We start from the raw sequence: 12,096 nt of genomic DNA, 5'->3' as shown, positions 1-12,096 counted from the left end.
CAACATGAAGCTCTCTGGTATAAAATTATTATCTTACAAAACTACAGTGCACGGAGGATCGCTTCGACACTGGCTTTTGCATCACCGAATAGCATCTGGGTATTTTCTTTAAAGAACAACGGGTTTTGTACTCCTGCATATCCTGTATTCATAGAGCGTTTAAAGACAATTACGTTTTGTGCTTTCCAAACTTCCAGTACAGGCATTCCCGCAATCGGACTGTGTGGATCTTCTTGAGCTGCTGGGTTTACTGTGTCATTGGCTCCGATAACCAGAACGGTATCTGTCTCAGTAAAATCATTGTTGATTTCATCCATTTCCAAGACAATATCGTAAGGAACTTTGGCTTCAGCAAGCAACACGTTCATGTGACCCGGTAAACGCCCCGCAACAGGATGGATACCAAAGCGAACTTTAACGCCCTTCTCACGCAATTTTGCGGTGATGTCATGTACCGGATATTGCGCTTGAGCAACAGCCATACCATAGCCTGGCGTAATAATAACTGAAGTGGAATTTTTTAGCAGTTCAGCAACGTCTTCCGCGTTTGTTTCGCGGTATTCGCCCATCTCTTGTTCATCACCCGTTGAAGTACCATCAGTACCAAAACCACCGGCGATGACGCTAATAAAAGAACGGTTCATCGCTTTACACATAATATAAGAAAGGATTGCACCAGAAGAACCTACTAAAGCACCGGTCACAATCAGCAAGTCATTGCTTAACATGAAACCAGCGGCTGCGGCTGCCCAGCCTGAATATGAGTTCAGCATGGAAACAACGACGGGCATATCTGCCCCTCCGATCGACGACACTAAGTGCCAACCGAAAGCAAGTGCGATAGCAGTCATCACTAGCATAGTGAAAACTTGCAAACCAACACTTTGGGTTTTTATAAAGATAACCATCAGTACAAAGGAAACAATCAACGCGGCCAAATTGAGTTTATGGCGGTGGGGTAACATCAGCGGTTTGGATGAAATTTTGCCGCGCAATTTGCCGAATGCCACAATTGAGCCAGTAAAGGTGACTGCACCAATGAAGATCCCCAAGAAAACTTCTGTCAGGTGAATGTTTTCCATAATGGGAGCAACAAAAATATCATGGGCAATAAAGCTGTTGAACCCGACCAAAACCGCTGCCAGACCGACAAAGCTGTGCAAGATGGCGACCAATTCAGGCATTTCGGTCATTTCCACTTTTTTGGCCAGGCGAATGCCAATGACAGCACCGATGATCATCGCCAAAATAATCCAACCTACTTTGCCAGCATCGGGTCCCAGAATAGTGGCAATCAGCGCAATTGCCATACCGGCTATACCAAAGATATTACCTCGCCTAGAACTTTCATGGCGGGAAAGGCCGGCAAGGCTGAAAATAAATAAAATGGCGGCAACAATATATGCCGCTGTAACTACTCCGTTCGACATAAGTTACCCCTTACCCTTTACGAAACATTTTCAGCATACGCTGGGTGACGGTGAAACCACCAAAAATATTGATGCTGGCAATTAAAACAGCGATGAATGAGAAGAAACTCACCCATCCACCTTCACCAATTTGTAGGACTGCCCCAACGACAATGATCCCTGAAATGGCATTAGTGACCGACATCAGGGGTGTGTGCAATGAATGGCTAACGTTCCAGACGACGTAATAACCAACCACGCAAGACAAAGCAAATACGGTAAAGTGAGACAGAAACTCCTTCGGTGCAACGTTTGCCAACCAGCCGAACAGGATAATGGCAAGAGCAAACAAACCATATTTCAACCACGGAGATCTCGGCTTTGCTGCTGGTTTATCTTCTTTCTTCTTCAGCGTCGCAGGTTTGGTGGGTGGAGCGGAAACTTGAATAGGAGGGGCTGGCCATGTGACTTCTCCCTCTTTAATTACGGTAACGCCACGTACAACGACATCTTCAAAATCGATAGTGATTTCGCCATTTTTCTCTTTGCACAGTAACTTCGCGAGGTTAACCAGATTTGTGCCGTACAGTTGTGACGATTGAGTGGGTAAACGGCTAGGCAAGTCGGTATAACCAATGATCTTTACACCATTTGGTGTCACAACGAGTTTATCAGCCTCCGTCAGCTCACAGTTACCTCCATTCTGCGCAGCTAAATCGACAATGACACTGCCAGGCTTCATGGACTCAACCATTTCTTTGGTGATCAGCCGCGGTGCAGGTTTCCCCGGAATCAATGCCGTTGTAACGATAATATCAACTTCTTTTGCCTGTGCAGAAAACAATTCCATTTCTGCCTTGATAAAGGCTTCTGACATGATTTTTGCATAGCCGTCACCACTGCCAGCTTCTTCTTTGAAATTCAATTCCAAAAATTCAGCACCCATGCTTTGTACCTGTTCTTTAACTTCTGGACGGGTATCAAAAGCTCGGACAATAGCGCCAAGACTTCCTGCCGCACCGATAGCGGCCAGCCCCGCAACACCGGCTCCGATAATCATAACTTTAGCTGGTGGTACTTTGCCTGCTGCTGTAATTTGGCCAGTGAAGAAGCGCCCAAATTCATGAGCCGCTTCAACAATAGCCCGATAACCAGCAATATTTGCCATTGAACTGAGGACATCTAGTGATTGCGCACGGGAAATTCGTGGTACGGCATCCATTGCCAGAACCGTTACTTTACGTTCTGACAATTTTGTCATTAATTCTGGGTTTTGCGCTGGCCAGATAAAACTAACCAGCGTCGCCCCTTCTTTCATCAGGGCAATTTCTTTGTCTTCCGGGGCATTCACTGTAAAAATAATATCTGATTGCCAAACTTCATGATGTTCTGCAATATCAGCTCCTGCTTTTTGATAAGCAATATCATCAAAACTGGCAAGATGCCCAGCCCTTGTTTCCACTCTAACGCTGAACCCCAATTTCCGCAGTTGTTCCACCGTTGATGGTGTGGCAGCAACGCGAGCTTCATTGGAAAGTTGCTCTTTTGGTACACCAATATGCATAATGTTTCCTTCTCTAAGAATGAAATATTGCTGATTATTACCTGTTGAAGCCAATTTAACGATAAGGTTGATTTTATTACTGCTATCAATAAAACCTATCAATAAAAAATAAAATAGTCACTAATTGAAAACAATATCAGGGAAAAATAAAGTGACCTTCAATGTAAACGATGCTATCGCTCGTATAAATCGCTATTTTTATTAAAATTGCTGGCACCATGTACCAAAAACTAACACTCATTTATTTAGATAGCATAAATTTTTGCGACAATTGGCATTATTACATGTAATAATTGCGGCCTATGTGATACATAACAATGTTCAGCACGTTATAAATATTTTAATGCGCAAGGCGAAAGGATTTTTTATGAAGCTGAAGACAACGATCATCGCTACAGCGATGCTCTCGCTAACAACGATTACTGCTGCACATGCGGCTAAAGAATTAACGCCAGAACAAGCTGTAGAGCTAAAGCCATTTGAACGAATCTCAGTCACTGGCCGTTTCAATGCAATCTATGAAGCTGCTGATGCGATTTCCCGTCAGGCGGATAAAAAAGGCGCCTATAGTTTCTATATCCAAAGTCTCGACGATTTTAATGGTGGTGGTAATTTACGTGTTGTAGCCGACTTGTATCATAAAGATGCAGAAAAATCCGATAAAACAACTAACTATCGCATTTATCGTGGAATTAAAGAGCTGCCTAAAACTGAAGCCATTACGCTGGAACCTTTTGATACTGTAACCGTGAATGGTTACTTTGCTACTGCCCCTGATCTGAAAGAGGCCATCGCTAAGGCTGCTAAAAAGAAAGATGCTGCCTCTTTCTTTATTGTTCGTGATATTTCTCCCAATAATGGCGGAAACCAAATAGTTACTGCATATGTTTATAAAACAGATGCACCGAAACGTCAGATACAGTCTAATAATGCGGTTATTCCAGCAGATTCGGAGGCTGGCCGTCAGGCACTGGCTCAAGGCGGCGAAGAAGCCGAGAAAGTTGAAATTCCAGGTGTTGCTTCCTCAACTTCTACCAGCAATTTGGTTGGGCGATTTTTTGAAACCCAGTCATCAAAAGGTGGTCGTTACACGGTCACGTTATCTGATGGCACAAAAATGGAAGAACTGAATAAAGCATCTGCCGCTCAAATGGTTCCTTTTGACTCGATTACCTTCTCTGGTTATTACACCACGGATCCAGAAATTTCTTATCAAGTGGCTAAACGTGCAGCGAAAAAAGGCGCGAAATACTATCATGTCACCAGAGAGTGGCAATCCAATGGTGGTAACATCACTGTCAGCGCTGATTTATTCAAATAATTAATCTGTTATTGATGAAAAAGGCACAAATGATGGTTTGTGCTTTTTTATCATGACCAGAACACGTTTTTTAAATAATTCGTTCTTTATATATCCCGCCTAACACACATTATTTTATGCATAAAATTTATATTTTTTTGCATAGTCACCCATTGCATACAATCCTTTCACTCCGTAGAATCGCCCTGTTTTTGGATTTAACGACTGAATCTTCTCTGCAATCCAGAGCATGGATGCAATAAATGTCCAATATGTGTTCGATATTCAGAACAAGTGTTCTGACTAATCGTGTCGATTATATTACTTTCAGGAACCTATCTTTGGAAAAAAAATTAGGCCTCACATCTCTGACAGCACTGGTACTTAGCTCCATGGTGGGAGCGGGTGTATTCAGCTTGCCACAAAATATGGCACAAGTAGGCAGTCCTGCTGCATTAATGATTGGTTGGGGGATTACAGGCGTAGGTATTCTCTTTTTGGCCACTTCTTTGCTATTGCTTTCACGTCTTCGCCCTGACCTCGACAGTGGAATTTTTACTTATGCAAGAGAAGGATTTGGCGAATTAGTTGGTTTCTGTTCTGCATGGGGATACTGGTTTTGTGCCATTATTGCCAATGTTTCTTATCTGGTTATCGTCTTTGCGGCATTAAGTTTTTTTACTGACACCGAACATTCAGTTATTTTCGGTGATGGGAATACCTGGCAATCTCTGATTGGTGAATCTATTTTGCTTTGGTTTGTTCATTGGCTCGTACTCCGAGGAGTACAAACTGCGGCTAGTATCAACCAGTTGGCTACAGTGGCAAAACTGTTACCATTGGGTATGTTCACCATTTTGGCCGTAATTTCATTCAAAATGGATGTCTTTACGTTTGACTTCACTGGCATTGAAATGGGGATACCCGTCTGGCAACAAGTCAAAGATACGATGCTGATCACCTTGTGGGTTTTTATTGGTGTTGAAGGTGCCGTTGTTGTTTCAGCCAGGGCCAAAAAGCGCAAAGATATCGGTATCGCAACTGTTCTCGCTGTTGTTTCAGCATTAAGCGTTTATATCCTGGTTACCCTGCTCTCTCTTGGATTGGTAGCAAGACCTGAATTAGCGGCAATGCGCAATCCTTCAATGGCAAACCTGATGGTAGGGTTAATTGGCTCTGCGGGTGAAATTGTTATTATTGCTGGCCTGATCATTTCCGTTTGCGGTGCTTATCTGAGTTGGACAATTATGGCCGCGGAAGTTCCCTTTATCGCTTCCTTACATGGCTCATTTCCTAAGGTATTCAATAAACAGAACGCTAAAAAAGCACCTGAGTCATCATTGTGGATAACCAATGGAGCTGTTCAGATTTCCTTGATTTTAATCTGGTTAAGTGGCAGCAATTACAATATGTTGCTTTCTATTGCATCGGAAATGATCCTTGTCCCCTACTTTCTCGTCGGTGCATTTTTAGTGAAAGTAGCATTTCAACGTAGTAACCGAGTTTTGTTGTTGATTGCTGTAGGGGCCTGTACTTATGGTGTGTGGTTACTTTACGCATCTGGTTTAATGCATTTGCTTCTTTCTGTTGTATTGTATGCACCTGGATTGCTTGTTTTCTTGTATGCACGTAAACAGAATCAAGGACAAAAGCCACTGAATATACTGGAAAAATCAGCTATTGTGCTTTTGATACTAACGACTATCCCCTCTACATGGTTACTAATACATTAATCATCTATCCATCTGTTTGATAAGTATATAAGTTATTTTAAGCCTTCTTAAGGAGAGAATCATCAATTTCTCTCCTTAATTTTTTGTTTGAAATAGGAGCCTTATTAAGCTTTTTTGTGTTGTGTTTTTGCGGTATTGATAGTATTTGTTTTTTTTAACCTCTAAAGTATGTTGTAACTAAAATGAAAGAATGTGGATAATATTCATGCAATCCATAAACATTAATACTATTTCCTTGATGATTTATTTTTATTAATTAATAAACAAAAACTAGATTTTTATCATACTGGACTAGTTATTATTAACAGAGAGTTAACTTTAATTGGATAGAAAATTTATCATTTAGTTGAATTCTGGCTATAAACTCTAACAAATACTAAATTTAAAGTGTTTAAATTACCCAAGAAACATGTTGTCACAAATAAATAATATTTGGTTAAAAATATGGTAAAAGTATTCAATTACAAAAATAAACACGTTTAAAATTGCATTTATTTTCACGGAATTTCATCAACTAATAATTAATCTTATAAAACAGAATAAACGTTCATCCGCGGTGGAAAAACATTCCATTTTCTGAATAAGAATGCTATTAATATTTACTTAATAGTTAAAAACTTCAAATAATGAATTATTGCGAGTTATTATTTTTATCTTTGTCAATTAATCGCTACTATATTCTTCGAAATGTTTGTCGATAAAGAAACGTTAACTGACGTCTCTTTGTTGTATTTCGGTATAAATTCGGACAAATCACTTGCTGTATCATAATTATACGGCTTTAATGTTAACTCAATAATCTATATCTCTGCCGTATCAATTCGTCAGGGATGGGATATATTAAAAATGAAAACCAATCTAATTATTTCCTCTTTATTTGTATCATCTGTATTTGTATCGGCAGCATATGCCGCCGATGGACAAATCAAATTTACAGGCGACATTACCGCAACTGCATGTAAAATTGATCCTAGTTCTGCAAACCAAACTGTTAACATGGGTACTATCAGTTCAAGTTCATTCAATGGAGTAAATAGCGCATCAGCCGCAACACGTTTCAGTATCACACTGACTGACTGCCCTACAGAAGTTAATTATGCCCAAGTTAAATTTGATGGAAATCCGGATAGCCGAAATAATAACCTTTTGGCATTAAACAACGACAATCCAAAGAAAAAAGCGGCTGACGGAGTTGCACTCGGTCTTTATGAAGCCGATAGCGCAACTCTTATTTCTCTGGCGCAGCCATCCAGATCTCAGAAATTGACTAATAAATCCAAACAAGAGTTGAATTTTATTGCTAAATATATTGCTACAAATTCAACTGTTAACCCTGGTTCCGGTGATGCGATAGCCAACTTTACTATTGTCTACAACTAAGGATTTTTATGGCAGGGATGCCCAAATAATACAATATAGCCAATGAATAATAATAATTAATTTAATCTATTCATTAATAGATAAACATAATATTGTTTGGAGCAACCACTTTGAAATATTTTCGTGTTTTTATTTTCATTATTATCTACATTTTCAGCACCAATATTTCTTTTGCTGGTGTCGTTATCGGTGGCACTCGTGTTGTGTATATTAGTGACCGAAAAGAAGCATCAATCTCCGTTAGCAATCCTGAAACAGATGTTTCTTATCTTATTCAATCATGGGTTCAAGATGAAAATAATGAAACCAAAGTTCCTTTTATTATCACTCCCCCACTATTCAAATTAACCGCCGGAAATGAAAATATTCTGCGAATTGTAAAAACTGGCGAAAACTTGCCAAATGATAAAGAGTCTCTTTTCTGGCTTAATGTCAAGTCTATCCCAGGAACAGTGAAATCAGATCAGAACCAATTGCAAATCACCGTGAAATCCCGCTTTAAGCTATTTTATCGCCCTGTCGGTTTAGCAGACAACGCCAGTATTGCCTACAAAGCACTGAAGTTTAAAACCGTAGGACATAAGCTAATCGCAGAGAACCCAACACCATACTATATCTCGTTTTCTGACCTAACCACTGGAAATAATTCAATAAATTATGAAATAAAACCGGCTGGTATGATATCTCCTTATGGTCAATTAAGTTGGGATATTCCCGTTAAAAATATCAACTATGTCACTTGGAAAACCATCAATGATTTTGGCGGTGTAACGCCAGAAGAAAAACGCATGTTCTGACCATAAATTTACACAATATATCAAGGTTAGAAAATCATTATGGATAACTACCGTCATTATCTTCAACATAATATTTCTGATAATTGGGTATTATTTATCAAGCCAAGCAAAGTGTTTTTATATGCTGTAACAATCACATGGCTTTTCACTCATTATAATGAGGCTTATGGTGAAGAATATTTCAATATCAATGCGTTGGAAACTCACTCCGGCTTTCCAGAAGATATTGATCTATCAATTTTTACTCAAGATAATCAGCAACTACCTGGCCGCTATTGGGTGGATATTTACCTCAATCGGGAAAAAGTAGACACTGGGAATGTCGATTTTAGCATTGTAAACCATAAGCTATCGCCGAAGATTAAACTACAGCGGTTAAAGAAGATGGGAGTTAGTATTGACTCATTCCCCTCCTTACGTGATTTACCACAAGAAACAGAAATAGCTGATCTTGGGCAATATATTCCATCTGCATCATCTTTTTTCGACTTCAATAAGCAGCGGCTTGATATCAGTATTCCCCAAGCCGCTCTGAATAGCCAAGTCAGGGATTATGTTTCATCTCATTTGTGGGAACAGGGGTTAACCTCTCTGCTGGTTAATTATAATTACAGCGGTTCAATCAATTGGCTGAATAATCAACCTGGATCGACAAGCAACAATTTTCTCAATCTTAGAACAGGCGCCAATTGGGGAGCATGGCGGTTGCGGAATTACTCTACTTACAGCAGCCAAAACCACAAATGGCAAAGTCTTAACACTTACCTACAACGTGATATTCATGCCCTGAAAAGCCAGTTGGTATTTGGTGACAGTTATACACCTTCAACCATTTTTGATGGTTTTCAATTTAGGGGAATGCAATTAGCTTCTGATGACAACATGCTGCCTGATAGCCTGAAAGGATTTGCACCCACGATACGGGGAATAGCCCAAAGTAATGCTCAAGTTACCATTAAACAGAATGGTTATATCATTTATGAAACCTATGTTTCTGCTGGGCCTTTTGTTATCAGCGATCTCTACCCCACCACATCCAGTGGTAATCTGGAAATTATTATCAAGGAAGCGGATGGGAGAGAACATCGTTCTGTACAGCCTTTTTCAGCCGTGCCTATCATGTTACGGGAAAATAGTTGGCGACACTCCCTGACTCTGGGGAAATATCAATCTTTCACTCATCGTGGCAAAGAACCTTATTTTATGCAGGGTATGGTGATATATGGTATTTCCAACCGTGTGACGGTTTATGGTGGAACCACCCTCTCAAAAGATTATCAATCCGCTGCCTTCGGTACAGGATATAGCTTTTCTGATTGGGGTTCTCTCTCCTTTGATGTCACTCATGCAAAATCAGATTTAGCTGAGAATTTCAGTGATTCAGGGCAGTCATATCGTTTCCAGTATGCAAAAGATCTTTCCCAAACAGGCACTAACCTCACTTTAGCGGGTTATCGTTATTCGACTCACCGCTTTTATGATTTTAAGGACGCCAATGAGATCGATATTACAGACAACAAAGATAACCGCAGCAACACCAATAAACGCAGTAAATTACAACTGCATGTCAACCAGTCACTGGGGAATTTGGGAAGCGTTTATCTATCTGCTTTTCAGCAAAATTACTGGTACCAACAAGGTTACGAACGGAACATCAGTGCTGGTTACAATACCAGTTATCATTCAATTAATTATAATCTGAATTATACCTACAGTGAATTCCCCGGCTCAAAACACAATGAGCAGATTTTATCATTCAGTGTGCAAATCCCGCTTGATCGCTGGCTGAAAAATAGCTGGGTAAGTTATAACCTGACCAACAGTAAAAACAGGGATACGTCCCATCAGATCAGTCTCAATGGTACAGCCCTGGAAGATAACAATCTGATTTACAGTATCCAGCAAAATTATACCCATCACGATAAAGATATTGGCGGGAATATCAGTGCGGAATACAAAGGTGCATATGGCCAGATCAACGCGGGTTACAATTACGATAAACAATCCAACCAACTGAATTACGGCTTAAATGGCGGGGTTGTTGCGCATCCTTACGGTGTTACGCTTTCCCAATCATTGGGAGATACACTGGCATTAGTACGTGCCCATGGTGCCAAAGGGGTTAAAGTTCAAAATCATACCGGTATTTCAACAGACTGGAACGGCTATGCCATCGTACCTTATGTGAGTAGTTATCGTAAAAACCGTATTGCTCTGGATACTTATTCAATGGGCAACAATGTTGATATTGATATCAATACGCAAACTATCATCCCAACCCAAGGCTCATTGGCTTTAGCCAATTTCCAAACCCGTATTGGCTATCGCGTTTTAATGGTGCTTTCCCATGAAGGTAAAGTAATCCCATTTGGCGCAACAGCAACACTGGAAAAACAACATGATATCGATGACGCCAACAACACCATTGTCAGTAATGATGGACAGGCTTATTTCAGTGGTGTTCCTAAGACAGGTCGGTTATGGGTGAAATGGGGGTACAAGGATATTCAGGAATGTCATGTGGATTATCAACTTCCTGATGAAATACCGACATCAGGTTTGTACATGGTGAATGCAGCCTGTGAATAACGATATCATAGTATCTATTTGATATTCCTTATATTATGGAAATTTTATATGGTTAACGGCTTAAAATTATTATTAGCAAGTACGTTTATCGCGGGCATAATGAGTAGTTTTAATGCTCTGGCAAATTATGACTGCCAATATTCGCCGAGTTTTTCAGCCGGTACTACATATGTCTCTTTTGGCACTATCGTTATTCCTAGAGATTATCCGATTGGAACAACCATCAAGGAAATTCGTCTTGATGAAGTGAATGAAAAAGGCAATATTGCCCTCTGTAATACAACCACACCTACGTCATGGGAAAGGCCGGACTTTGATCCCGCACACTACAACTATGATGCGATTTATGAATCTGGAGTGCCTGGGGTCGGTATCCGCATCAATACATGGGGACCCGGCTATGGTATTGATTGGCTACCCAGAACAGTGACATACCCAGTCACTTGTTCCCCGCCGAGTCAGTTTCCAAATAAAAAGCAATATTGTGGCCGAACATGGGGTTATTTGACCGTTCAATTAATCAAAATTACGCCAACAACCGGTTCAGGGCCAACTCATCAGAGGCTGCTGACCAGAGCTAAATTGGGGCTCGATCTCCCTATTCATGCTTTCTTTTTGACAAATACTTATATCATGATTCAGGGGTGTTCCCTCAAACAAAAAACGACCTTCGTCAATATGGGAGAAGTCAGAACCAGTGCGTTTCGCGGCATGAATAGCACAGCCGGCATGCGAAATTTCGAATTAAATCTGGATTGCGATGCGAATGTTAAAGTTGGCGTGACGCTGGATGGACGACCTGCAAAAAGCAATGCCAATAATATCTGGGCATTGGATTATAATAGTGACAACGTCACGGCAACCGGAATTGGTTTGCAGATCTTGTACCAAAATCAACCGTTATCAATGGGTTCTCCGCTTATAATTCACTCCGGCCAAGTAATAGGCAATTTTGCTATTCCACTGCACGCTCGTTATATCCAAACAGAAGGACGGGTGACACCAGGCAAGGCAGATGCAACGGCAACGATTACGTTGACCTATCAATAAATGCAAATCTCCAAGACGATCCGCCAAACACAGCCCAAAGGCCTTTTCACTTCTTGGGCTATTCTTTTGGTGGCTGGATTGTCCGAAAGGCTGCAATTTTACCTCGTTGCCCAGAGGACGATAACAGTTAAACGAATAATTATCGTACAAGTGGCTGCTAAAACAGCCACTTGTTTTTAATCCGAAACAGCATATTTATCCCCTTCATCTAGCCAGATTCTCTTAATAATCACACGACTACAATTCATGCACCCCAACATCCTCGCTTACGATG

The 12,096-nt window shown here is 40.6% G+C and carries 8 protein-coding genes; 6 read left to right on the top strand and 2 right to left on the bottom strand.

Going from position 1 to position 12,096, the window contains the following annotated elements; genetic code table 11:
- Nucleotides 1-41: 41 nt before the first annotated feature.
- Together pntB and pntA are read right to left on the bottom strand one after the other, a co-directional pair.
- Nucleotides 42-1,430, bottom strand: coding sequence for a Re/Si-specific NAD(P)(+) transhydrogenase subunit beta (pntB, locus tag NXS07_RS05420; protein ID WP_038193574.1), 1,389 nt, complete (start codon nt 1,428-1,430; stop codon nt 42-44).
- Nucleotides 1,431-1,440: 10 nt separating this feature from the next.
- On the bottom strand, nt 1,441-2,973 hold the full coding sequence (gene pntA, locus NXS07_RS05415) for a Re/Si-specific NAD(P)(+) transhydrogenase subunit alpha (protein ID WP_258086316.1): 1,533 nt from the start codon (nt 2,971-2,973) through the stop codon (nt 1,441-1,443).
- 367 nt (nt 2,974-3,340) lie between these two features.
- Between pntA and ydgH the strand changes: the two genes are divergently transcribed.
- The 6 genes from ydgH to NXS07_RS05385 all read left to right on the top strand — a co-directional run bounded on the left by ydgH (nt 3,341) and on the right by NXS07_RS05385 (nt 11,822).
- A complete protein-coding gene (ydgH, locus tag NXS07_RS05410) occupies nt 3,341-4,294 on the top strand; it encodes a DUF1471 family protein YdgH (protein WP_258086315.1) in 954 nt (317 codons plus the stop codon).
- A 320-nt stretch (nt 4,295-4,614) separates the two neighbouring features.
- Entirely contained in the window at nt 4,615-6,006 is a 1,392-nt protein-coding gene (locus NXS07_RS05405) for an amino acid permease (protein ID WP_258086314.1), read from the top strand.
- Between the two features lie 846 nt (nt 6,007-6,852).
- Nucleotides 6,853-7,386, top strand: a complete 534-nt coding sequence (locus NXS07_RS05400; protein ID WP_038213178.1) for a fimbrial protein — start codon at nt 6,853-6,855, stop codon at nt 7,384-7,386.
- Between the two features lie 110 nt (nt 7,387-7,496).
- Nucleotides 7,497-8,183: a fimbrial biogenesis chaperone gene (locus tag NXS07_RS05395; RefSeq protein WP_046336716.1), complete on the top strand. Its 687-nt coding sequence runs from the start codon at nt 7,497-7,499 to the stop codon at nt 8,181-8,183.
- 39 nt (nt 8,184-8,222) lie between these two features.
- Complete coding sequence (locus NXS07_RS05390; protein WP_038223332.1) at nt 8,223-10,772, top strand: fimbria/pilus outer membrane usher protein; 2,550 nt, start codon at nt 8,223-8,225, stop codon at nt 10,770-10,772.
- A 48-nt stretch (nt 10,773-10,820) separates the two neighbouring features.
- The gene (locus tag NXS07_RS05385) at nt 10,821-11,822 is read left to right on the top strand and encodes a fimbrial protein (RefSeq protein WP_258086313.1); all 1,002 of its coding nucleotides are present in this window, start codon (nt 10,821-10,823) and stop codon (nt 11,820-11,822) included.
- Nucleotides 11,823-12,096 lie beyond the last annotated feature (274 nt).

The sequence above is a fragment of the Xenorhabdus bovienii genome, assembly GCF_024721015.1.
Classification (GTDB): Bacteria; Pseudomonadota; Gammaproteobacteria; order Enterobacterales; family Enterobacteriaceae; genus Xenorhabdus; species Xenorhabdus bovienii.
Note: the sequence above shows the minus strand (reverse complement) of the source record. Positions and strands in the feature narration are given on the sequence as shown.

Coding starts and splice junctions, on each gene's coding strand:
- pntB (WP_038193574.1), bottom strand. CDS start 1,430: ATGTCGAACGGAGTAGTTACAGCGGCATATATTGTTGCCGCCATTTTA.
- pntA (WP_258086316.1), bottom strand. CDS start 2,973: ATGCATATTGGTGTACCAAAAGAGCAACTTTCCAATGAAGCTCGCGTT.
- ydgH (WP_258086315.1), top strand. CDS start 3,341: ATGAAGCTGAAGACAACGATCATCGCTACAGCGATGCTCTCGCTAACA.
- NXS07_RS05400 (WP_038213178.1), top strand. CDS start 6,853: ATGAAAACCAATCTAATTATTTCCTCTTTATTTGTATCATCTGTATTT.
- NXS07_RS05390 (WP_038223332.1), top strand. CDS start 8,223: ATGGATAACTACCGTCATTATCTTCAACATAATATTTCTGATAATTGG.
- NXS07_RS05385 (WP_258086313.1), top strand. CDS start 10,821: ATGGTTAACGGCTTAAAATTATTATTAGCAAGTACGTTTATCGCGGGC.